This window comes from Mycobacterium sp. 29Ha, assembly GCF_032883055.1.
Classification (GTDB): Bacteria; Actinomycetota; Actinomycetes; order Mycobacteriales; family Mycobacteriaceae; genus Mycobacterium; species Mycobacterium gallinarum.
In genome coordinates, this window is the sequence record NZ_JAMQTI010000021.1 from 100,327 (window position 1) to 121,658 (window position 21,332).

At 64.9% G+C, this 21,332-nt stretch carries 19 protein-coding genes and 1 tRNA gene; 10 read left to right on the forward strand and 10 right to left on the reverse strand.

What is annotated here, in order from left to right:
- Window positions 1-33 precede the first annotated feature (33 nt).
- On the reverse strand, window positions 34-342 hold the full coding sequence (locus M1248_RS24270; RefSeq protein ID WP_163727790.1) for a hypothetical protein: 309 nt from the start codon (window positions 340-342) through the stop codon (window positions 34-36).
- 131 nt (window positions 343-473) lie between these two features.
- Here M1248_RS24270 and M1248_RS24275 point away from each other — a divergent pair, with 131 nt between their 5' ends.
- From M1248_RS24275 to M1248_RS24285, 3 genes are read left to right on the forward strand one after another with little or no spacing between them, the layout of a single operon-like run.
- Window positions 474-1,508 carry a hypothetical protein gene (locus M1248_RS24275; RefSeq protein ID WP_163727787.1) on the forward strand — a complete coding sequence of 345 codons (1,035 nt, stop codon included), beginning with the start codon at window positions 474-476 and terminating at the stop codon, window positions 1,506-1,508.
- A gap of 5 nt (window positions 1,509-1,513) precedes the next feature.
- The gene (locus M1248_RS24280; protein WP_174262224.1) at window positions 1,514-1,774 is read left to right on the forward strand and encodes a DUF5703 family protein; all 261 of its coding nucleotides are present in this window, start codon (window positions 1,514-1,516) and stop codon (window positions 1,772-1,774) included.
- A gap of 7 nt (window positions 1,775-1,781) precedes the next feature.
- Entirely contained in the window at window positions 1,782-2,849 is a 1,068-nt protein-coding gene (locus tag M1248_RS24285; protein WP_317149969.1) for a quinone-dependent dihydroorotate dehydrogenase, read from the forward strand.
- Here M1248_RS24285 and M1248_RS24290 read toward each other — a convergent pair.
- Window positions 2,846-3,382: a YbhB/YbcL family Raf kinase inhibitor-like protein gene (locus tag M1248_RS24290; protein WP_163727781.1), complete on the reverse strand. Its 537-nt coding sequence runs from the start codon at window positions 3,380-3,382 to the stop codon at window positions 2,846-2,848. The two genes, M1248_RS24285 and M1248_RS24290, sit on opposite strands and share 4 nt — an antisense overlap.
- 31 nt (window positions 3,383-3,413) lie before the next feature.
- Window positions 3,414-4,757, reverse strand: a complete 1,344-nt coding sequence (locus M1248_RS24295; RefSeq protein ID WP_317149957.1) for a M20/M25/M40 family metallo-hydrolase — start codon at window positions 4,755-4,757, stop codon at window positions 3,414-3,416.
- A gap of 107 nt (window positions 4,758-4,864) precedes the next feature.
- Here M1248_RS24295 and M1248_RS24300 point away from each other — a divergent pair.
- Both M1248_RS24300 and M1248_RS24305 read left to right on the forward strand, forming a co-directional pair.
- Window positions 4,865-4,950 (forward strand) — tRNA-Leu (locus M1248_RS24300).
- 4 nt (window positions 4,951-4,954) lie between these two features.
- Window positions 4,955-5,575 (forward strand): FMN-binding negative transcriptional regulator, encoded by a 621-nt coding sequence (locus M1248_RS24305; RefSeq protein ID WP_317149958.1) that lies wholly within the window; start codon window positions 4,955-4,957, stop codon window positions 5,573-5,575.
- Here M1248_RS24305 and M1248_RS24310 read toward each other — a convergent pair.
- Both M1248_RS24310 and M1248_RS24315 read right to left on the reverse strand, forming a co-directional pair.
- Window positions 5,572-9,333 carry a bifunctional nitrate reductase/sulfite reductase flavoprotein subunit alpha gene (locus tag M1248_RS24310; protein WP_317149959.1) on the reverse strand — a complete coding sequence of 1,254 codons (3,762 nt, stop codon included), beginning with the start codon at window positions 9,331-9,333 and terminating at the stop codon, window positions 5,572-5,574. The two genes, M1248_RS24305 and M1248_RS24310, sit on opposite strands and share 4 nt — an antisense overlap.
- Before the next feature lie 110 nt (window positions 9,334-9,443).
- The gene (locus M1248_RS24315) at window positions 9,444-10,859 is read right to left on the reverse strand and encodes a nitrate/nitrite transporter (RefSeq protein WP_410506728.1); all 1,416 of its coding nucleotides are present in this window, start codon (window positions 10,857-10,859) and stop codon (window positions 9,444-9,446) included.
- Window positions 10,860-11,033: 174 nt separating this feature from the next.
- Between M1248_RS24315 and M1248_RS24320 the strand changes: the two genes are divergently transcribed.
- Genes M1248_RS24320 through nirD form a run of 3 tightly spaced genes read left to right on the forward strand, consistent with a single transcriptional unit; the run spans window position 11,034 to window position 14,192 of the window.
- Complete coding sequence (locus M1248_RS24320) at window positions 11,034-11,387, forward strand: molybdopterin oxidoreductase (protein WP_317149961.1); 354 nt, start codon at window positions 11,034-11,036, stop codon at window positions 11,385-11,387.
- A gap of 1 nt (window position 11,388) precedes the next feature.
- Entirely contained in the window at window positions 11,389-13,881 is a 2,493-nt protein-coding gene (gene nirB / locus M1248_RS24325; RefSeq protein ID WP_317149962.1) for a nitrite reductase large subunit NirB, read from the forward strand.
- Window positions 13,878-14,192, forward strand: a complete 315-nt coding sequence (gene nirD, locus M1248_RS24330) for a nitrite reductase small subunit NirD (RefSeq protein ID WP_317149963.1) — start codon at window positions 13,878-13,880, stop codon at window positions 14,190-14,192. The genes nirB and nirD overlap by 4 nt, the downstream gene beginning before the upstream one ends.
- On the opposite strand, the gene M1248_RS24335 is transcribed toward nirD, so the two are convergent.
- The 4 genes from M1248_RS24335 to M1248_RS24350 are packed head-to-tail and all read right to left on the reverse strand — an operon-like array spanning window position 14,173 to window position 17,579.
- Window positions 14,173-14,565: a universal stress protein gene (locus tag M1248_RS24335; protein ID WP_317149964.1), complete on the reverse strand. Its 393-nt coding sequence runs from the start codon at window positions 14,563-14,565 to the stop codon at window positions 14,173-14,175. The two genes, nirD and M1248_RS24335, sit on opposite strands and share 20 nt — an antisense overlap.
- A complete protein-coding gene (locus M1248_RS24340; RefSeq protein WP_317149965.1) occupies window positions 14,562-16,103 on the reverse strand; it encodes a tripartite tricarboxylate transporter permease in 1,542 nt (513 codons plus the stop codon). The genes M1248_RS24335 and M1248_RS24340 overlap by 4 nt, the downstream gene beginning before the upstream one ends.
- Window position 16,104: 1 nt before the next feature.
- A complete protein-coding gene (locus M1248_RS24345) occupies window positions 16,105-16,623 on the reverse strand; it encodes a tripartite tricarboxylate transporter TctB family protein (protein ID WP_163727730.1) in 519 nt (172 codons plus the stop codon).
- Complete coding sequence (locus M1248_RS24350; protein ID WP_317149970.1) at window positions 16,620-17,579, reverse strand: Bug family tripartite tricarboxylate transporter substrate binding protein; 960 nt, start codon at window positions 17,577-17,579, stop codon at window positions 16,620-16,622. The genes M1248_RS24345 and M1248_RS24350 overlap by 4 nt, the downstream gene beginning before the upstream one ends.
- Before the next feature lie 116 nt (window positions 17,580-17,695).
- On the opposite strand from M1248_RS24350, the gene M1248_RS24355 reads away from it, so the two are divergent.
- Together M1248_RS24355 and M1248_RS24360 are read left to right on the forward strand one after the other, a co-directional pair.
- Window positions 17,696-19,324: a sensor histidine kinase gene (locus M1248_RS24355; protein ID WP_163727726.1), complete on the forward strand. Its 1,629-nt coding sequence runs from the start codon at window positions 17,696-17,698 to the stop codon at window positions 19,322-19,324.
- Window positions 19,317-19,982, forward strand: a complete 666-nt coding sequence (locus tag M1248_RS24360) for a response regulator (protein WP_163727723.1) — start codon at window positions 19,317-19,319, stop codon at window positions 19,980-19,982. Before M1248_RS24355 ends, M1248_RS24360 begins: the two co-directional genes overlap by 8 nt.
- Here M1248_RS24360 and M1248_RS24365 read toward each other — a convergent pair.
- Window positions 19,968-21,254, reverse strand: a complete 1,287-nt coding sequence (locus tag M1248_RS24365) for an HNH endonuclease (protein WP_163727720.1) — start codon at window positions 21,252-21,254, stop codon at window positions 19,968-19,970. The genes M1248_RS24360 and M1248_RS24365 overlap by 15 nt on opposite strands.
- Window positions 21,255-21,332: the final 78 nt, after the last annotated feature.

The window sequence follows — 21,332 nt, forward strand, 5'->3', positions numbered from 1 at the left end:
CCGTCACGACGACGACCGTACCGGGGGGCGGTGTCAGCGGATGGGTCGCACCGGTTGCGCTGCCGCCACCGCGTCACGGACCGCCGCCGCCAGGCTTCGCCTGTCGGAGAGGTCGATGTCGATGAGCTTGCGGGTGCCGACCGCGACGATGTCCTCGCTCTGCGGGACGGGCCCGGTCAGCCGTGGGCGGTACACCTCGATCATCAGTGACTGGCGTTCGACGTGAAATGAAAAGCTCCGGCCGTCGCCAACTTGGCCAAACCCACTAGCGTGTACACCAGTGGAAATGTCTTCGATAGCAAACTCTTGGCTTCCCAGTTCCCGGTCTGCGGCAAGGGTCATGACATTGACCATAACTCTACTCATGCCGGTGAGACAGGCGGGCGCGGGAAGCTGCCCGCAATATCTCGCTTCGGGATCTGCCTAGACTGCAGGTCGAGAGAAGATCAATTCGCACGTCCGAGAGCTACCCCTTGCCGATTCGCGTAAACAGCCAAGATCAGATTCTTCGTTTATTGGCTATCGGGCTCGCAACCGTCGGAATCTCGGCGTGCGCGTCGACCCCATCCGATGCGCCTCCGCCGACTATCACCCCTGCTCAGGCCGCGGTGTCGCCGGCGGCGGCGGGAAAACCGGACGGTTCGGTGGAGCCGCTGCCCGAGCATGCGATCGCCGCGATATTCGACGCGAGAACCGCGTCGTTGGCCGTGCTCAGCCCGAAATCCGCCGAGGAGTCTGTGGTCACAGTCCTCGGCGAGTTCGACGGCTCCCGGGCGGTACCCCTGCCGGGAGACGGCACCGCGATGACCGGAGACGACGAAGGTCTGCTGTACGTAACGACGCGCGGAGGCTATTTCCGGGTCGACCTCGTCGAGGACACCGCGACGCTGGTCGATGTCGACGGGCAGCAGGACACCGACTTCACCGCGATAGCGCGCCGCGAGGACGGCAAATTGGTACTCGGCAGCGCCGACGGCACCGTCTTCACGTTGAGCTCCGACACCGCTGTCGGCGCGCAGCTGAAGATCTTCGCCCGAGTGGATGACCTTGTCACACAAGGAAATACCGCGGTGGTGCTGGACCGTGGGCAGACATCCGTCACCGCTCTGTCTGAAGACGGCGCCGAGGGTGAGCACGCACTGCGCGCCGGCGAGGGCGCGACCACGATGGCGGCGGACGACGCGGGCAGGGTTTTGGTGGCCGACACTCGCGGCGGCCAGCTACTGGTGTACGGCCTCGACCCGCTGATCCTTCGCCAGGCTTATCCGGTGCGGGACGCGCCGTATGGTCTGGCCGGAACTCCGACGCTGGCCTGGGTGTCGCAGACTGCGTCGAACGCTGTGGTTGGCTACGATCTGTCAACCGGCATCCCCGTCGAGAAGGTGCGCTATCGAACCGTGCAGCAGCCGAACTCCCTGGTATTCGATGAATCCTCCGGCACCCTGTACGTGGTGTCGGGCTCAGGGGCGGGCGTGCAGGTGATCCCGGGTGCGGCGGTGGGCTCGTGACGACGATGCAGCGCGGCCGGATGCCCGAGGGCTGGGCGGACGTGATTGCGGCTGATCTGTCCGACGATTACGAATGGATTCCGTTGCGGCTGCCGCCCGATCTGACGCGGATCAACGCCTCGACCCGCTTGTCGATCGAGGCAGAATACCGCGGATGGGAGCTGACCCGCGTGCGGCTCTATACCGATGGGTCGCGGCGGGTGCTGCTGCGCCGCAAGAAGTCTGCGGCTCGAGAAACTGTCGTCCCGGAGCAGCCCGCGCTGTGAGCCCATGATGTACCGCGCGCTGCAGCGGGTGCTGTTTCTGATCGCGCCCGAACGCATTCACACCTGGGTCTTCGCGGTGTTGCGGGCCGTCACGGCCTTGGCGGTCACGCGCCGTCCGCTGACGCGATGGCTGGCGCCCCACGACCCGGTATTGGCGAGCACGGTGTTCGGGGTTAGGTTCCCGGCTCCGCTGGGCTTGGCCGCCGGCTTCGACAAGGACGGCCGGGGGTTGAAGACCTGGGGCGCACTGGGTTTCGGTTACGCCGAGGTCGGCACGGTGACCGCGGTCGCGCAACCGGGCAACCCGCAGCCGCGGATGTTCCGGCTGCCCGAAGACCGGGCCCTGCTCAACCGGATGGGGTTCAACAACCACGGGGCCGGTGAGTTGGCCATTCAGCTCGCACGCCAAAACCCCGAGGTGCCGATCGGCGTCAACATCGGCAAGAGCAAGACCACCCCGGCCGAGTCGGCGGTCGAAGACTACGCCGAGAGCGCCCGTCAGCTAGGGCCGTTGGCGTCGTTCATAGTGGTGAACGTCAGCTCGCCGAACACGCCGGGTCTGCGCAATCTGCAGGCGGTCGAATCACTGCGGCCCATCCTCGCGGCGGTCCGGGCGGAGACGACCACTCCCGTGCTGGTGAAGATCGCGCCCGATTTGGCCGACGAGGAGATCGACGAGATCGCTGATCTTGCAGTCGAATTGGGATTGGCCGGTATCGTCGCCACCAACACCACGGTGTCTCGAGCGGGACTGAAGTCGCCGGGAGTCGATGAGCTCGGTTCGGGCGGCATCTCCGGAGCGCCCGTCGCGCAGCGGTCGGCGGAGGTGCTGCGGCGGCTGTACCGGCGCGTGGGCGGCCAGTTGGTGCTCATCAGCGTCGGCGGCATCGAAACCGCAGAGGATGCCTGGGACCGCATCGTTTCGGGCGCATCACTGCTGCAGGGCTACACCGGCTTCATCTACGGCGGCGGGCTGTGGGCCAAGCGCATTCACGACGGCCTGGCTCACCGCCTGCACGACGGAGGTTTCGCGTCGTTGGCCGATGCTGTGGGCTCGGCCGTTCGCGAGAACTAGTTCTGTTCGTAGGTCCCGGTGATGATTGCGCGCGCGATCGCGTTCCCGAACAGGTTGAAGCCGAGATAGGCGGGGGTGGCCTCCGCGGGAAGGTCAAGCTTCTCCACACCGACGGCGTGCACGGCGATGATGTAGCGGTGCATGCCATGTCCGGCCGGTGGTGCAGCGCCGATGAAGCGCTTCAGGCCTGCATCATTGGCCAAAGTGAGTGCGTCGCCGGGAAATCCGCTGGTGCTTCCGTCGCCGACCCCGGCGGGCAGGTCGGTGACGGTGGCGGGCAGGTTGGCCACTGCCCAGTGCCAGAAGCCTGACGCCGTCGGCGCGTCGGGGTCGTACATCGTTACCGCAAAACTGCGCGTCGCCTCGGGGAATCCCGACCAAGACAGTTGCGGGGACACATCCGAACCGCCTGCGCCCATGATGCCGCTGACTTGGTCGTTACCGAACGCTTGACCGTCGCTGAACGTCTCCGACGTCACCGTGAACGTCGGAAGCTGCGGCAGGAAGTCGTAGGGGTTGTAGTCGAACGCCATTTTCGATCCTTTCGAGTGGTCAGTCGTGCGGTCAGCAGTTCAGCAGGAAATGTTCTAGAACGCGGGTACCGAACGTCAATGCGTCAACGGGTACCCGTTCGTCCACGCCGTGGAACAGGGCGGCGAAGTCGAGGTCCGGCGGCAGTTTGAGCGGAGCGAAGCCGAAGCAGCGAATGCCTAGCCGCGCAAAGTGTTTCGCGTCGGTACCGCCGGACAGCATGTACGGAACTGTGCGGGCGTCGGGGTCTGCGGAAAGGATCGCGGCGTTCATCGCCTCGAGCAGCTCGCCGTCGAAGCCGGTCTCGTAGGACGGCAGGTTGGTGATCCATTCGCGGGTGACGTCGGGGCCGATGATCTCGTCGACCTCGCGTTCGAAGGCGGCCAGCCGGCCGGGCAGTACGCGGCAGTCGACGACCGCCTCGGCCGTAGCCGGGATGACGTTGGCCTTGTAGCCCGCCTTGAGCATCGTCGGGTTGGCGGTGTCACGCAGCGTCGCGCCGACGATGCGGGCGATCGGGCCGAGTTTGGCGATGGCGCCCTCGAGATCGGGTGAGGCGACGTCGAACGTGTAGCCGGTCTCGTCGGTGACGGCGGTCAGGAACTGCTCCACCGACTCGGTGAGGACCACCGGGAACTGGTGCTTGCCGAGCTTTGCGACCGCTTCGGCGACCGCGGTGACGGCGTTGTTGTCGTGGATCATCGACCCATGGCCGGCACGCCCGCGCGCCGTCAGCCGCATCCACAGCATCGCCTTCTCGGCCGTCTCGATCAGGTACAGCGTCCGCTCACCGCCGTCACGCCGCGGGATCGTCAGCGAGAAACCGCCGACCTCGCCGATCGCCTCGGTGACGCTCTCGAACAGGTCGGGACGGTTGTCGACCAGCCACTTGCAGCCGTAGTTGCCGCCCGCCTCCTCGTCGGAGACGAAGGCGAAAACGAGGTCACGCGGGGGGACGGTGCCCGAGCGTTTGAAATGGCGGGCGACGGCGATCATCATCCCGACCATGTCTTTCATGTCGACGGCACCGCGACCCCACACGTAGCCGTCCTCGACTGCGCCCGAGAACGGATGGACGCTCCAGTCGGCGGCTTCGGCGGGCACCACGTCGAGATGCCCGTGCAGCATCAGGGCGCCGCGCTGGCGATCAGTCCCTTCCAGCCGCGCGAACACGTTGGCGCGTCCGGGGGCACCGGCTTCGATGACCTCGGTCTCGTAGCCGACTTCCTGCAGTTGTCCGGCCACCCAAGCGGCACATTCGGCCTCGCCTTTGGTGGTTTCGGGCTCACCGGTGTTCGACGTGTCGAAGCGTATGAGCGCGCTGACGAGATCAACCACCTCGGCTTCGGCTGCAGACGGAGGGCTCACAGTCACCATTCGTACCACTCGGCCTTCCCCGGGGACTCCGCCCCGCCCCAAGGTCGTGTCTCCCTTGGTTTGGGTCCGGCCAGGGTGATCCGATAACCTAAGCTGCCTTCGAACTGGTCCGAGTGGCGGAATGGCAGACGCGCTAGCTTGAGGTGCTAGTGCCCTATTAACGGGCGTGGGGGTTCAAGTCCCCCCTCGGACACAAGATGTATATCCCGTCTTCCAACCGTATCGACGACGACGACGAGATTCGGCGCTTCGTCGCCGCGACGAGATCGGCCGAGTTCGTAACGGTCGGCAGCGACGGGACTCCCGTCGCGACCCTGCTGCCGATCATGTGGGAGGGCGACGTCGTGGTGGCGCATATGGCGAAGGCCAACCCGCAGTGGAAGTCCATTGCTCCCGGCAGCCCGGCGCTGTTGATCTCTACGGGGCCTGAGGCCTACATCAGCCCGTCGTGGTACGCGGCCAAGGCCGAACACGGTCGCGTGGTGCCGACGTGGAACTACATCGCAGTGCACCTGTCCGGCACCGTGCGCGTGCACGAGGACCGTGCCTGGCTGCGCGACGTCGTCACCCGATTGACCGGTGTGCACGAGAACGTGCGTAGTGAGCCGTGGCGCGTCAGCGACGCGCCCGAGCGCTACATCGACGGCCAACTCGGCGGAATCGTGGGGCTCGAAATCACCGTTACCCGCGTCGAGGGCAAGGCGAAGCTGAGCCAGAACCGTTCGGAGGCCGACCGCCGTGGGGTGGTGGCCGGTCTGCTCGCTGAAAGTCATTACGAGGCGGGCGAAGTCGCCGCCGCGATGGAACAGGATCTCTAGTACACGTCGCGAACGTAGCGTTTCGCGGCCACGAGTTCGCGTTTGTAGTCGTGGGCCCGCTCGCGTGACATGCCGCCGTGTCTTTCGATGATCGTCGTCAACGCCGCATCGACGTCGCTGGCCATCCGGGAGGCATCGCCGCACACGTAGAAGTGCCCGCCGTCGTCGAGCCAGCGCCACACATCGGCGCCGCGATCAAGCATCTTGTGCTGTACATAGACCCGCTTGGCCTGGTCCCGGCTGAACGCGACATCGAGGCGGCTGAGAAAGCCGTCACGGGCCATGTCCTCCAAATCGTCACGGTAGTAGAAGTTTTCGTTGCGATGTTGATCGCCGAAGAACAGCCAGTTGCGGCCTGCGTGGCCGAGCGCACGACGTTCCTGCAGGAACCCGCGGAACGGCGCGATACCCGTTCCCGGACCCACCATGATCATCGGTGTTCCGCTGTCTTCCGGAGGCCGGAAGTGCGGGGATCGTTGCAAGAACACCGGAGCCGTGGTCGCGCGGTCGGCGAGGAACGTCGAGCACACTCCCCCACGCCGGCCGCCGTCGGCGCCTCGGTAACGCACCACCGAGACCGTCAGCTGCACCTCGTGCGGGCTCACCAGTGGGCTCGAGGATATGGAGTAGTTGCGCGGGGTCAACCGCACGAGCACCTCGAGCCATTGGTCAGGGTCGGCGTGCACGACGAATTTTTGTACGAGGTCGAGTCCGTTGCGGCCGACGAGCCACTTGTCGAGCTTGTCCTTGCGGGCGCGTAGCGCCTTCGCGTCGCGACAGTTCTCCGTGATGAACCGCAGCAGGTCCGGTGTCACGCGACAGAAGTCGTAACGCGATGTGAGCGCCTCGCGCATCGACAACTCGGTGCCGTCGACGACGACGTGGTGCTCGCCGTGCATACCGGTGGCGGCCAGCCAGGCGTCGACGGCAGCCGGATCGTTGGTCGGATACACGCCGAGTGAGTCACCCGCCGCGTAGGCGACGTCGAACCCGGAGATGTCAAAGCCGAACTGGTGCACCTCTTTCAGCGCCGAGGGCGAGCTCAGTAGAACGTTCCTGCACAACGGTGCGACGATCGGATGCGCGCGGGTGAACGGTTCGGCGACGGAGGCGGGCGTCGAGGACACCGAGCGTCCCAGCAGGGTGGCGACCTGATCGACCCATCGGCTCATCGGTTCGTCGTCGTAGGCTTCGCATTCGACACGTTCGAGCAAGCGTGCTGCGCCCAGCGCGACCAATCGTGTGTCGATGGCCTTGGCGTGGCCGCAGAAGTTGTCGTACGTGCGGTCACCGATGCCGAGAACCGCGTAGCGCACACCCGTCAACGTGGGGGCGTCCGGGGAGTTCAGCCGGTTCCAGAACTCGGCACCGTTGTCGGGCGGTCCGCCTTCGCCGAAAGTGCTGGTGACTATGAGAACGTCGCGCGTGGCGAGGTCGGCGAGGGCAATGTCGTTCATGTTGACCAGGTTCGGCGCGCCGATGGCGGCGGCCACCTTGCCCGCGAACTCCTCGGCGGTGCCGGTCTGCGACGCCCACAGCACCAGCGGCCCCTCGGTCAGTTCCGGAGGCGTCAAAGGCGTGGGCTTGCGCAGCGGTGCGGCGAACGGTCGCAGGCTGACGGCGCAGGCCTTGAATTCGGGCTGCAGTGAGTCGGGGTCGACGGCGTCGTTGGTGAGTGCGTTGACCGTCAGATATTCACCGTGTTCGTCGTTCCAGTGGAATGGCACGAAGCAGGTGCCCTGACGCACTCGATCGGTGACGACTGCGGGGAGCACGGCGCGACCGCGCCGCGTGCTGAGTTCGACGGGTTGATCGCCGACGATGTCAAGCGCGACGGCATCTAGTGGGTGGATCTCCACGAACGGCCCGCTGTTCAGTTTGTTGAGCGCGTCGACCCTGCCGGTCTTGGTCATGGTGTGCCACTGATGTTGCAGGCGGCCGGTATTGAGCACCATCGGGAAGTCGTCATCGGGCAGCTCGCGCGGATTCATGTGCGGTCGGGCATGAAAGACCGCGCGTCGAGACGGCGTCGCAAACGCCAGCCGCGGTGCGTGGCCGTTCTCGTCGACGAAGTGATCCTGGCTGACGCCGTCATTGAGGTAGCGGATCGGGTGACGGTCGTTGTCGTCACCGGGTGGGCACGGCCACTGCAACGATGTCTCGCGCAGCCGTGCGTAGCTCACACCACGAAGGTCGTATCCGGTCTTCGGGTTGTGGAAGCGGCGGATCTCATCGAAGATCTGCTCGCTGGACTCGTAGGCGAAGTGCTCGCCAAATCCCAGATGCGTTGCCACCTGGCAGATCAACTGCCAATCAGGCCGTGCCTCCCCGCGCGGCGGCAGCGACTGCGCCAACAGTGTGACGTTACGTTCGGAGTTCACCATCACCGCGTCGGACTCGGCCCACAACGAGGCGGGCAGCACGATGTCGGCGTAGCGGTTGGTGGCGGTGTCGCGATAGGTGTCCTGTGTGATGACGAGCTCAGCGGCTTCCAGACCGGTGATAACCGTCGCGCGATTAGCCACGGTGGCAACCGGATTGGTACAGATGATCCAGCACGCCTTGATGCGACCGTCGGCGAGCTGGCTGAACATGTCGATGGTGCCGGGTCCGACGTCGGTCCGGATGGTACCCGGTTCCAGTCCCCATTGCCGCTCGACGAAAGCTCGGTCGGCGGCCGCGAGGACAGAACGCTGACCGGGCAAACCCGGCCCCATGTAACCCATTTCGCGGCCACCCATCGCATTGGGCTGCCCCGTCAGCGACATCGGGCCGCTGCCGGGCCGGCAGATTGCGCCGGTGGCCAGGTGCAGGTTGCAGATCGCATTGGTGTTCCAGGTGCCGTGGGTGCTCTGGTTCAGCCCCATCGTCCAGCAGCTCATCCATTCACCTGCTTCGCCGATCATCTTCGCGGCGGTGCGGATGTCTTCTTCGGCGAGGCCGGTGATCTGGGCGACCACCTCGGGTGTGTAGTCGGCAAGGAAGGCGGGCATGGTGTCCCAGCCCTCGGTGTGGTCGGCGATGAAATCGGCGTCGATGTCTTCGTTTTCGACGAGCAGGTTCAGCAGCCCGTTGAGCAGTGCGAGGTCGGTGCCGGGTCTGATTTGCAGGAAGAGGTCGGCGCGTTCGGCGGTGGCGGTGCGGCGCGGGTCGACGACGATCAGCTTGGCGCCGGATTTCAGCCGATCCACCATCCGCAGGTACAGGATCGGGTGACAGTCGGCCATGTTGGAGCCGGTGACGAAGAACAGATCGGCACAGTCGAAGTCGGTGTACGACCCCGGCGGCCCGTCGGCGCCGAGCGACTGCTTGTAACCGGTTCCCGCACTTGCCATGCACAACCGCGAGTTCGACTCGATGTGCACGGTGCGCAGAAAGCCCTTGGCCAGTTTCGTGGCCAGATACTGCGCCTCGATGGACATCTGGCCCGATACATAGAGCGCGACCGCGTCGGCTCCGTGCTCGTCGACGATGGCGCGCAGCCGCCGTCCCGCCTCGGCGACCGCGTCGTCGACCGGGACGGGGACTGCCTCCTCGCCTCGAGCGGGCCGCAGCAGTGCGGAGGTCAGCCGGCCGTCGACCGCCGCCATCATTTCGGCATGTGTCGACCCTTTGGTGCAGAGCCGGCCGAAGTTGGTGGGGTGGAGCTTGTCTCCCGACACGCGGGCAATCACCGCGCGGCCGTCCTGGGTGGTGGTCTCGACCTTTATGCCGCAGCCGACTCCGCAGTACGAACACGCGGTGCGGGTGACGGCCATGAGTTCATGGTGTGTGGGCACTGTTCCGGAATGTTTCCGCGCACGTTATGGCGAGGAAAACTGATGCTCACCGCGGGGTTGTCCTCGCGGTGAGCATCAGTTTGTGCAGGTCAGCCCGCGGCGACGGGCACCGCCGGGCGGCCGATGTGCTCTCCGGTATCGACGCGCGCAGTCTTCATTCGAAGGAAGACCGCCCAGGTGACTATGGCGCAGATCACATAGAACGCCATGAACACCCAGAACGCGTTTGTCGCGGACTTGGCTTCACCGACGTACGAGGCCCGCAGGACAACGTTGATGAACACACCGCCCAGTGCTCCGACGGCGCCGGCGAACCCGATCAGCGCCCCGGACATGCTGCGCGACCATGCCGCCTTCTCCGCGGGGCTCCAGTCGTCGTGGCCCTGCGCCTTCGCCTCGAAGATGGAGGGGATCATCTTGTACGTCGATCCGTTTCCAATGCCCGACAGGATGAACAGCACGATGAATCCGACGACGTACGCGATCATCTGGCCACCTGTCGGCGCCCCCGCCATGCCGTCGTCGAGCATTCCGGTCCCCACCAGGATGCCGGCGGCGAAGATCATCGCCACGAAGGTGTACATGGTGATCCGCCCGCCACCGATCCGGTCGGCAAGCTTGCCGCCGAACGGTCGCGAAATCGACCCCAGAAGCGGGCCCAGGAAGGAGATCTGCGCCGCGTGCAGTGACGCCTGCGCGGCGGTGTCGCCGCCGGCCAGGAAGTTGATCTGCAGCACCTGACCGAAGGCGAAGGAGAATCCGATGAAAGATCCGAACGTACCGATGTAGAGGAAGCTCATCACCCAGGAGTGCTTGTAGCGCAACGCTTCTGCCAGCGCGCCGAGGTTCGAACGCTGATTGCCGAGGTTGTCCATGAAAAGCGCTGCGCCAATGGCGGCACACGCGATCAGCACCAGGTAGATGGCGCAGACGATCTCTGGTGCGGTGTTGGAAACGGCGGCGATCACCAGCAGGCCGACGAGTTGTATGACCGGCACGCCGATGTTGCCGCCGCCGGCGTTGAGACCAAGTGCCCATCCCTTCAGCCGCTGTGGGTAGAAGGCATTGATATTGGTCATCGACGAGGCAAAGTTTCCTCCACCGAAGCCGGCGAACGCCGCCACCACGATGAACGTGGTGTAGGACGTGCCGGGGTTCTTCATCGCCCACCAGGTCAAGACAGTCGGGATCAGCAGTAGCAGCGCGCTGACGATCGTCCAGTTGCGACCACCGAATTTGGCGGGCGCGATCGTGTACGGGATCCGCATGAAGGCGCCGACCAATGTGGGCACCGCCACCAGGTAGAACTTGCCCGCCGCGTCGATTCCATAGACGTTCTGCGGCATGAACAGCACCATCACGGACCAGATCGACCAGATCGAGAAGCCGACGTGTTCGGCGAAGATGGACCAGATCAGGTTGCGCTTGGCAATCTGCTTGCCACCGGCCTCCCAGGCCGCCACGTCTTCGGCGTCCCAGTGCTCGATGGTGCGGGTACGGGTCAAAGTAGTCACGAGGGCTATTTCTACGGCCCGGCCATTCCGCTTCGATTGCACCGCAGTGTCGCCAATGTCAACACCCGCTCACATCCACTGCACAGGCCCGGGTGCGCCAGGGGATTCATTGCCGACTCACTTCGGAAACGAATCTGAAACATATGCACCCTAGCTTCAGGGAGGGTGAGCGACGGCAGCACTCCCCGATTCCTGCAGGGCCCCTTCGATTTCGAGGGCAACGGGTTGGACAAACCGTTGCTGCTCGACGATTCACTGCGGTATGTGGTGCCCGCGGGTTCCATAACCCAGCCGGTGTATTTCCGCGGCGGCAATTCCAGCGACGACATGATCACCGTCGTGTTGTTCCGTGATGGAAAACCGATGCGCTACTTCCCTATTGCGGCCCGCGGTGCGACTCACGTGGCACTGCGGGTGGTCGAAGACCTCCTCGGGGACACGGTTCTCGAACTGTTCGTCGCCGCACCCGCGGGCTGCACGGGGACGGTAGTCGTCGACCTCGGACTGGTGGAGGTCTGAGATGGCCCCCAAACTGGTGGTCGTCGGCAACGGCATGGCCGGCGTGCGGGCGATCGAGGAGGTTCTGGCCCGACAGGAACGCGGAAAATGTGCTGAACCTTTTCAGATCACGGTGTTCGGCGACGAGCCGTACGGAAATTACAACAGGATATTGCTGAGCAACGTCCTAGCCGGCAGTCAGAGCCTTGAAGCCGATGCGGACGATATTTTCTTGAACGCGATGGACTGGTACGCCCAGAACCGGATCGACCTGCGGGCAGGCGTGCGGGTGGTCCGTATTGATCGCTACGCGAAACTGGTGCAGGCCGACGACGGGACGGTCACCCGCTACGACCACCTGATCCTGGCGACCGGCAGCAGATCGTTCTTCCCACCGATGGCGGGTTTGTGGGCCGACGACAAGACGCTGACCGACGGCGTCTTCGGCTTCCGTAGCCTCGACGATTGCATGGGCATGATCACCCAGGCCGAGCACCGCACAAGGGCAGTCGTCATCGGTGGCGGGCTGCTCGGCCTCGAGGCCGCACGCGGCCTGCAGAACCGCGGCCTGCACGTCGAGGTCGTGCACGCCGGGCAGGTGTTGATGAACGCTCAGCTCGACGACATGGGCGGGGCGATCTTGCGCCGCTCGGTGGAGGCGCTGGGAATTCTCGTTCACACGTCGAAGCGCACCACCGAGGTCCGCACCGACGAGAACGGCCGCCTGGCGGGAATCGTGTTCTCCGACGGCAGTTCCATCGAGTGCGACATGCTGGTGATCGCTGCCGGTATCCGTCCGAACGTCGGCCTGGCGCAGAGGTCGGGCCTGACCGTCGAGCGGGCGATCGTCGTCGATGACCACATGCGCTCGATCGACGACGACCACATCTATGTCGTCGGCGAGTGCGCCCAGCACCGTGGTCAGGTGTACGGGCTCGTCGCGCCGCTTTGGGAACAGGCGGGAGTGCTCGCCGACCATCTGACCGGCGCCGACAGGACCGCCTCATACCACGGCTCACGAACAGCGACAAAGCTCAAAGTCGCCGGAGTCGACGTCGCGGCAATGGGACTGAAGGCTCCCGAGCTTCCCGAAGACGAGTTCGTGCAGTACTCCGAACCCCGCCACGGCGTCTACAAGACCATCGTCATCCGGGACGGAAAACTGGTCGGCGCAACGCTGCTCGGCGACGTCAGCAAGGTGTCGTTCCTCACCCAGGCGTTTGACAGCGGTCTACCACTCCCCGAGGAGCGGGTGTCGCTGATGTTCGACATCGGCACCCCCGACGTGGAGATCGGTGTTGCCGAGTTGGCCGACGACGGTCAGGTGTGCAATTGCAACGGCGTGAACAAGGCGGCGTTGGTGCGATGTGTGCAGGACGGTGAGACGTCGGTGAGTGGGGTGATGGCCAGAACCAAGGCCGGGAAGGGCTGCGGCTCGTGCAAGGAACTCGTCGGTCAGATCGTCGAGTGGGCCGCAGGCGGCACGGTCGCCGATGACCCGTCCGCGTCGTGGTACGTGCCGAGCATTCCCTATGACAAGCCGACATTGATGCGCCATATCCGTGGACTCGAACTGCATTCTGTGTCATCAGTTTTCGCCGCCCTTGCCCCGGATGGCAAGGAGGACGCGAGCTCGAAGATGGCCTTGGCCTCGCTGTTGGAGACGATGTGGGCCGACGAATTCGTCGACGAGCGGGACGCGCGGTTCATCAACGACCGGGTACACGCGAACATCCAGCGCGACGGCACCTTCTCGGTGGTCCCACAGATGAAGGGCGGGGTCACCAATGTCGCGCAGTTGCGCCGAATCGCCGACGTAGCAGAGAAATACGAGATACCGATGATCAAGCTGACCGGCGGCCAGCGCATAGACCTGCTGGGTGTGCGCAAGGAAGACCTGCCCGCCGTCTGGGCGGACCTCGACATGCCGTCGGGATACGCCTACGGCAAGAGCTTCCGGACGGTCAAAACCTGTGTCGGCACTGACTTCTGCCGGTACGGGGTCGGCGATTCGACGGCACTGGGCATCGCGATCGAGGAACGGTATCAAGGCCTCGCCAGCCCGGCCAAGATGAAGCTGGCAGTCACGGGCTGCCCCCGAAACTGCGCGGAGGCGCTGTGTAAGGACCTCGGCGTGGTGGCGATCGACGGCGGCCGTTGGGAGATCTACGTCGGCGGCGCGGCGGGTGCGCACGTCCGCAAGGGGGACCTGTTGGCCACTGTCGATGACACGGCAACGGTCATCACACTCACCGGCCGGTTCCTGCAGTACTACCGGGAGAATGCGAACTGGCTCGAGCGCACGTACGCGTTCGTGCCTCGTGTTGGTATCGACACGGTCCGCGCCGTCGTCGTCGACGATGCCGAGGGCATCGCCGGCCAACTGGACGCGAACATGCAAAAGTCCGTCGACGCCTATCGCGATCCATGGAGCGACGGCCGAAACCCGGTGACGCAAGGCCAGTTCCGCACATCGCTGCCACTCATACCCCTGCCTCAGGTACCAATGCGATGACGGACGTCGATATCGGGTCGATCGATCAAATTCCCGTGGGCGAGGGGCGCACGTTCGCAATCGACGGCGAGCAGATCGCGGTGTTCCGGCTGCGAAACGGTGCGCTGCGGGCCCTGGACGCGGTATGCCCGCACAAGGGTGGTCCCCTGGCCGACGGGCTGGCCGATGATGCGGTCGTTGTTTGCCCACTGCACGGACACACCTTTGATCTGTCCACCGGCTGCGAGGCCAGCGGAAGCGACATGTCCGTACGCAGCTATCCCGTTCAGGCCATCGACGGCACGGTTCGCGTCAGCTTTCGTCGGGTTTGACCGCCAGCACCGGCTTGGGGCATTCGAGGAGCACCTGTTGCGACACGCTGCCCAGCAGCAGCTTTCCGACCGGGCTGCGATGCCGGATGCCGATGACCAGCAGTTCTGCGTCGTCTCTGCCCATGGCCTTGAGCAGTTCCTCGGCGGTGTCCACGCCGACGGGCTGGGTGAGCTCGAACTCGACGCCGCACTCGTCGAGGTGCCGCTCGACCTCGTGTACCTCGCCGGATTGGGCGAATCGGGGGTCGGAGTACGCCTCCCCCGACGTCGAATTGATGACCAGCAGCGTGCTGCCGCGAAGTTTCGCCTCGGCGATTCCGTGTTCGAGCGCGGCCCGGCCGAACGCGTCCGCGCTGTATCCGATCACGATCATGACTGAGCCGCCTTCTCGCGTTGGTCCTTGTCGTCTTCGACGATGAGCAGGGATTCCTCGCTGCGGTGCATGAGCTTTAGCACCAGCGGCATGAGCAGCAGGATCACCATCAGCACGTACACGATGATCGCAACGGGCTCGGTGAACAGGCTGGTCCAGTCGCCGCCGCCGAGCTGCAGGCTCTGCCGGAGTTGACGTTCGATGCGCGGGCCGAGGATGACGCCGATGATGAGCGGAAGCACCGGCAGCCCGAACCTGCGCATCATCAGGCCCAGGAGTCCGAATACCAACAGCAGGGCGAGATCCAACGGCTGCACGTTCACCGCGAGCGCACCGAGGCAGGCGAAGAACAGAATGCCGGCGTAGAGGTAGGGCCGCGGCGTGCGCAACAGCTTGGCCCACAGCGGCGCCAACGGCAGGTTGAGCACCAGCAGCAGCAGGTTGCCGATGAAGAGGCTGGCGATCAGCGTCCAGATCAGCAGCGGCTCCTTCTCGAACAACGTTGGGCCAGGCTGGATTCCGTAGGACACAAACGCGGTCAATATGACGGCGGCGGTCGCGTTGGTGGGCAAACCGAGGGACAGCATCGGCACGAGAGTGCCTGCGGCCGAGGCGTTATTGGCGGCTTCGGGACCGGCGACGCCCTCGATCGCGCCCTTACCGAACTCCTCTTTGTGCTTGGAGAGCCGCTTCTCGGTGATGTAGGACAGGAACGTCGGCAGCTCGGCGCCACCGGCGGGCAGTGCACCGAACGGGAAGCCGTATGCGGTGCCGCGCAGCCACGGTTTCCAGGACCGCTGCCAGTCGCTCTTACCCATCCAGGGCAGACCGACCGGGATGATGTCGGCAGGACGGCGGCGCAGATGCGCTGCGACCCAGAGCGCTTCGCCGACCGCGAAGATGGCCACGGCGATGATCACGATATCGATGCCGTCGGACAACAGCGGAATGCCGAAAGTGGCCCGCGGCTGACCGGTGAGGAAGTCGATGCCGACCACACCGATCGCCAGGCCGAGGAACAGCGAGATGGCGCCGCGCAGTTTCGACGAACCGAGCACCGCGGTGACGGCTACGAGGGCGAAGAGCATGATCGCCAGGTAGGAAGGTGCGCCGAGGGTGACGGCGAACCGCGAGATCGGCGGGGCGAAGGCGGCGAGCAGGACGGTGCCGATGGTGCCAGCCACGAACGATCCGATTGCGGCCGTCGCCAACGCCTGCGCCGCACGTCCGGCCTTGGCCATCTTGTTGCCCTCGATCGCCGTGATGACCGACGACGACTCCCCGGGAGTGTTCAGCAGGATGGAGGTCGTCGAACCGCCGTACATGCCGCCGTAGAAGATGCCCGCGAACATGATGAAGGCCGCACTGGAGGGCACGTTGTACGTGACCGGCAACAGCAGCGCCACCGTCATCGCCGGCCCGATGCCCGGCAAGACACCGACCGCGGTGCCCAGAAGTACGCCGATCACGGCGTACATAAAGTTCGTCGGGGTGGCTACCTGCCCGAAGCCCTGGATCAACCAGTCAAGATTTTCCATGTCAAAGGATTCCATTCAGAATGCCTGCGGGCAAAGGGATTCCAAGCCCGGAATAGAACGCGTAGAAGCTGCCGACCGAGAGCACCGCACCGATGATGATGTTGCGGATGTAGTGCCGGCTGCCCAGAACGGTTGCCGTACCAGCGAATAGCAGGGCGCCGGTGATGGCCCAGCCCAGCGGGTTGACCAAGAAAATGGTGGCGATGAAGATGCCGATGAGCAGACCGACGGTGCGCCAGTCGGCCGGTGCGTCAGGGTCGACGTCTTCGCCTGCGTCCGCCTCTCCCACCGAACCGCGTGGGATCGCGATGGCCAGCACGACAGCGAGCGCAATGAGAACGACGCCGATGACGACGGGGAACATCTTGGGACCGACGGGGTCGACCTTGGCGAAGCCTGCCTCGAGGGTGAGCGCGTCGTAGATCACGAAGGCGCCGACCGCAACCAGCACGGCGCAGACAAGATATTGGGCCTTGTCGACACTCTTTTCGGACGTCGACGTCCCCTCTGTCGTCGTCATAGCAGCCCCAGTTCGGTCAGGGTCGTCGAGACCCGGTTGTCTTGTTCTACGAGGAACTGTTCGAATTCTTCGCCGGTCACGAATGCGTCGGTCCAACCGTTCTTGACGAGCGCGTCCTTCCACCCCTGGGTGGCGTGGAGGTCTTCGAGCACCTTGATCATCGATCTCCTGGCGTCATCGGAAATGCCCGGCGGCGCAAGGACTCCGCGCCAGTTGGCGAAGGTCATGTCGATGCCGGACTCCTTGAGCGTCGGGGCGTCGATGCCCTCGACCCGCTCATCGCTGGAGACGGCGAGCACACGCAGTTGGCCGGCTTCGATCTGGTCGATGAGTTCGCCGGGGCTCGAGGTCCCGACGGTGATCTTCTTGCCGAGCAGTGCGGTGAGCAGGTCGCCGCCGCCGTCATACGTGATGAAGTTGACCGACTTCGGGTCGACGCCGACGGTCGATGCGACCTCCATCGGGAACAAGTGGTCGGGGCCGCCGGGAGATGATCCGCCGCCGATCGTCACCCTGGCGGGATCCGCCTTCCATGCCGCGACAAAGTCCTGCACGGTCTTGAAGGGCGAATCGGCGGGTACGAAGATCGCTCCGGGGTCCTCGATCAGCTTGGCCAGCGCCGTCGCGTCGGAAGCCTTGATTTTGGAACCATTGGTGTAGGTGGCGCCGACGACACCCAAGCCCATGGTCATCATGAGGTCGTCGTTGCCCTTTTCGTTCATGAGGCGGGCCATCGCGACGGTCCCGCCGGCGCCGATGACGTTGAAGACCTCGACGCGACCGGTGATGTCGTCGTCCTCCATGATTTTCACCGCGGTGCGGGCGGTCAGGTCGTAGCCGCCGCCGGGGCTGTTGGGCACCATCATGCGTAGCCGGTGCAGGCCGAGTTCGCCGCCGTCACGAGTGACGCCGCAGGATGTCACCAGAAGGGCGACGATCACAGCGATGACGAGCATCGGCCGGGTGTGCTTGGTATTCACGTCGCTCCCCAGTCTGTTGTGATGCTCAGCAATACTGGACCCGAGCAGTGATGTAGGTCACGCATGAGTACGCAAAGGACGTTTTGGTCGTTGTGAAACTTCTCCGGTCTCCGGCGCGAGGCTTCCGCAGCCTTGCGGGCCAGTTCCTGGTGTTCCAGTTGCTGGTCGTCGCGATTGTGCTGATCGCGGTGGCTGCCGTGTCGGTGGCGCAGTCAACGCGGGAGTTCCGCGAGGTGCGAGGAGCGCGGATGATCGCCGTCGCCGAGAACATGGCGTCGACGCCCGTGGTGCGGGACCGGTATGCCGATCCCGGGGCCTCGAAGGTGCTGGCGCCCGAAGTCGACCGCGCGGTGGCGCTGTCGGGTGCGGGACTTGCGGAGATCATCGATCCCGGCGGCACGGTGCGGGTGTCATCGGATCCGTCGCGGCTCGGCAGACAGGTCGATATGGGTCCCTCGCGCGCCGACGAGGGGCGCGCCTGGTTCGGTGATCTGACGATCGATGGGGTGCACAGCCTCGTGGGTGAGGTGCCGATCCTCGCCGACAGCGGCGATGTCGTGGCGGTGGCGTCGGTCAGCGAGCGGTATCCGTCGCTGTGGGAATTGATGGGCGCGTCTGGGGAACGTCTGCTGTTTTATCTGGGACTGGGTGCGGCGCTGGGTCTGCTGGCGTCGTGGCTGCTGTCGAGGCGGATCAAACGGCACACCCGCGGGCTGGAGATCGCCGAGATCGCCGGCTTGGCGGATCATCGGGAAGCGTTGTTGCACAGCATTCGCGAGGGCGTAGTCGCGGTGAACAACGAGGGCGACATCACGCTGCTCAACGACAGTGCACAGGATCTGTTAGGGGTGAGCGACGATGCGGTGGGCCGTCCGGTGGGCAGCGTGGGGTTGGATCCCGCGGTGGTCGATTTCTTACTGTCGGGTGAGGACGGCCGCTCCGCCGGCGACACCGTGATCGTCACGCGGACAAGGGTGCTGGCGTTGAACCGGAGGGCGGCGACGAGCCAGGGCCAGCGGATCGGCACGGTGACGACGATGCGTGACAGCACCGAGCTAGCGGCTCTGCAAGGGCAGCTGTCGTCGCACAAGAGCGTGACGGACACACTGCGCGCGCAGACGCACGAGTTCGCGAACCAGCTGCACACCATCTCTGGTTTGGTCCAGCTGGGTGAATACGATTCGGTGCGTGACCTGGTCGGCACTCTGACGCGACGGCGGGCAGAAATCAGTGATGCAGTGACGCAACGTATTTCCGATCCCGCCGTGGCGGCTTTGTTGATCGCGAAGACGACGCTGGCGGCCGAGAGCGGTGTGTCGCTCGAGATCGCCCCGGAGTCACATCTGGCGGCGTTGCCGCCCGCGCTGGCGACCGACGTGATCACCCTGCTCGGCAATCTCGTCGACAATGCGGTCGATGTGTCAGTGGGGTCGCAACCGGCGCGGGTCACGATTGGCATCGAAGACGATGAGGGGCTGATGATCTCTGTCGCCGACTCAGGCCCGGGCGTGCCTGAGTATCTTCGCGAATCGATCTTCGCCCGTGGTGTGACATCCAAGCCTGACGCGCCGGGCGGGCGAGGCATCGGCCTGGCGTTGGTGCGGATCGTGACGTCTCAGTACGGCGGGACGGTGGAGGTGACCGACGGCCCCTCGGGGGGCGCACTTTTCGTGGTGCGGCTGCCGACGGGCGTCGTCGCCGAAAAGGCCGCGCATGCGTGACGTGCTGATCGTCGACGACGATTTCATGGTGGCCGAGATTCATCGGCGATTCGTCGAACAGGTGGACGGATTTCGAGCCAGCGGAGTGGCACGGACCGGCACGGAAGCCTTGGCCGCGGTGCAGGATTTGCAGCCGCAGTTGGTGCTGCTGGACGTGTATCTGCCGGATATGACCGGCCTGGAGGTGCTGCAGCAGCTGCGGTCGGATGGCAACTTGGTTGGCGTCATCATGATCACCGCGGCACGGGAGTTGGACACTGTCAAAGGCGCTTTGGACGGTGGGGCCGCGGATTTCTTGATCAAGCCGTTCGAGTTCCCGCAGTTCAAGGCCAAGTTGGAAGCGTTCGCGGCACGGGCGGACACCCTGGAGTCGGCGGGTGGGATCGACCAGTCGCTGGTCGATTCCTTGTTCGGTCGGCCCGGTGGAGCGACACAGGCCCTGCCGAAGGGCCTCGGCGTCGAGACGGGCCGACTGGTGCTGGACGCGGTCCGCAGCGCCGGCGAGGTCTCTGCGGCCGAGTGCGCGGATCTGGTTGGGATTTCTCGAGTTAGCGCGCGGCGCTATCTCGAGCACTACCTGAGCGCCGACGTACTGGAATTGCGATTGCAGTACGGCGCAGGCAGACCTGAGCGCCGCTATCATCTACGCGGCGTGTAGGTCAGCGAGCTCGATGCCAATTCTGACTTCGAGTTCACTCACGGTGACCAATCGAGCACCCGGCAGCGGTGGTGCCGTCGACTCGTAGTGCGCGCCGGTGGGCGTGACGAATTCGGCGGTGTGGACACCGTTTTCCTCACAGGTGCTCACCTCCCAGCCCGGTGACTCCTTGACGTAGTTGCAGTGAGCGCACATGCCCAGACCGTTGAGCGCATGCGTAGGTCCCCCGCGACTTTTCGGCACAGCGTGATCGCGATGGCGAATCGGGGCATCGCAATACGGCGTTCGACAGGTTTGATCTCGCAACCCGATGAACTTCGCCAATCCCTTTGGAAAGCAACGCGACCGCGACTCCATCGCGACCAGGGATCCAGACTTGGGATGACGGTAGAGCCGTCGCAAGGTGGCCTTCGACCGATCATCGCCGACTGCATCCTCGACCAGCTTGCGAGCGATCGCAGCAGGTATCGGCCCGTAGCCATCGACGATTGCGGGGCTGTCAGCCTCGCTTAACAGTGCCTGATCCGACATGACCAGGTTGACGGCGATCGGCTCGGGAGTCTCGGCCGGTCGACCGGTGACCCGCTCCACAAATGTGTCGGCCATGACCTGACCGCGGGACCGATCGTCGAACGTAGTATCGGCGGATCGTCGTAGTGCCGCATAGACACTTACGCCCTGTGCCACCGGGAGCAGCGCGGTCACATAGGTCATGGCGTCAGGGGCCGGACGGCAAGTCACGTTCCGCTCAGATTCGGCTTTCGCTGCCCGTTCGACCACCGATTGGACATCCAGTTGGCAGGCGATTCCTTTGGCGTCCGCGGCTATCCGGGAGTCACCCTTCCCGTCGAGACTGTTGATATCGGCGCACATCTCGGCATCCAGCACACGGCGGTCCGCCACGCTGAGGCACGCCGACTCTCGCACGATCAGAGTGGCGCGCCATTCGGAAAGTGCTCCACACTCCAGGGCAGCCAACGTGTAGGGCATCTCGTGCACTAGAGCTTTGGCGAAGCCCAGGTGCCGGTTCCCGCGCGAGGGCGAATCGCGCCGCGCGAGGGCAACCTCACTGGATATGCCTCTGCCTCGTTGCTTCGTCGGCACCCCTGCGGCAGCCTCCACTGCTCGCCGACGCTCATCCAGCGCAGCCGTAGCGCGGGCCTGGCCGGCTGCGGCTGCAGACTTCAGCCGCTCCAAATCGGCGATGACCGCGATCAACTCAGCCTCATCCGCGAGCGGGTCGACCAAGGTCAACGCGGATATATCGAACATGTGTTCGACACTACTCGGCCCCTCTGACCGCGTTGACTCATCAGAAATGCGCGCGAAACGGTGATTCGTTGCCTCATC

What these genes read in the sequence shown, in the direction of transcription:
- M1248_RS24360 (WP_163727723.1), top strand. Translation starts at nt 19,317, where the DNA reads ATGCGTGACGTGCTGATCGTCGACGACGATTTCATGGTGGCCGAGATT.
- M1248_RS24305 (WP_317149958.1), top strand. Translation starts at nt 4,955, where the DNA reads ATGTATATCCCGTCTTCCAACCGTATCGACGACGACGACGAGATTCGG.
- M1248_RS24270 (WP_163727790.1), bottom strand. Translation starts at nt 342, where the DNA reads ATGACCCTTGCCGCAGACCGGGAACTGGGAAGCCAAGAGTTTGCTATC.
- M1248_RS24310 (WP_317149959.1), bottom strand. Translation starts at nt 9,333, where the DNA reads ATGGCCGTCACCCGCACCGCGTGTTCGTACTGCGGAGTCGGCTGCGGC.
- M1248_RS24295 (WP_317149957.1), bottom strand. Translation starts at nt 4,757, where the DNA reads ATGGTGACTGTGAGCCCTCCGTCTGCAGCCGAAGCCGAGGTGGTTGAT.
- M1248_RS24340 (WP_317149965.1), bottom strand. Translation starts at nt 16,103, where the DNA reads ATGGAAAATCTTGACTGGTTGATCCAGGGCTTCGGGCAGGTAGCCACC.
- M1248_RS24335 (WP_317149964.1), bottom strand. Translation starts at nt 14,565, where the DNA reads ATGATCGTGATCGGATACAGCGCGGACGCGTTCGGCCGGGCCGCGCTC.
- M1248_RS24280 (WP_174262224.1), top strand. Translation starts at nt 1,514, where the DNA reads ATGCAGCGCGGCCGGATGCCCGAGGGCTGGGCGGACGTGATTGCGGCT.
- nirD (WP_317149963.1), top strand. Translation starts at nt 13,878, where the DNA reads ATGACGGACGTCGATATCGGGTCGATCGATCAAATTCCCGTGGGCGAG.
- M1248_RS24290 (WP_163727781.1), bottom strand. Translation starts at nt 3,382, where the DNA reads ATGGCGTTCGACTACAACCCCTACGACTTCCTGCCGCAGCTTCCGACG.
- M1248_RS24350 (WP_317149970.1), bottom strand. Translation starts at nt 17,579, where the DNA reads ATGCTCGTCATCGCTGTGATCGTCGCCCTTCTGGTGACATCCTGCGGC.
- nirB (WP_317149962.1), top strand. Translation starts at nt 11,389, where the DNA reads ATGGCCCCCAAACTGGTGGTCGTCGGCAACGGCATGGCCGGCGTGCGG.
- M1248_RS24285 (WP_317149969.1), top strand. Translation starts at nt 1,782, where the DNA reads ATGTACCGCGCGCTGCAGCGGGTGCTGTTTCTGATCGCGCCCGAACGC.
- M1248_RS24365 (WP_163727720.1), bottom strand. Translation starts at nt 21,254, where the DNA reads ATGTTCGATATATCCGCGTTGACCTTGGTCGACCCGCTCGCGGATGAG.
- M1248_RS24345 (WP_163727730.1), bottom strand. Translation starts at nt 16,623, where the DNA reads ATGACGACGACAGAGGGGACGTCGACGTCCGAAAAGAGTGTCGACAAG.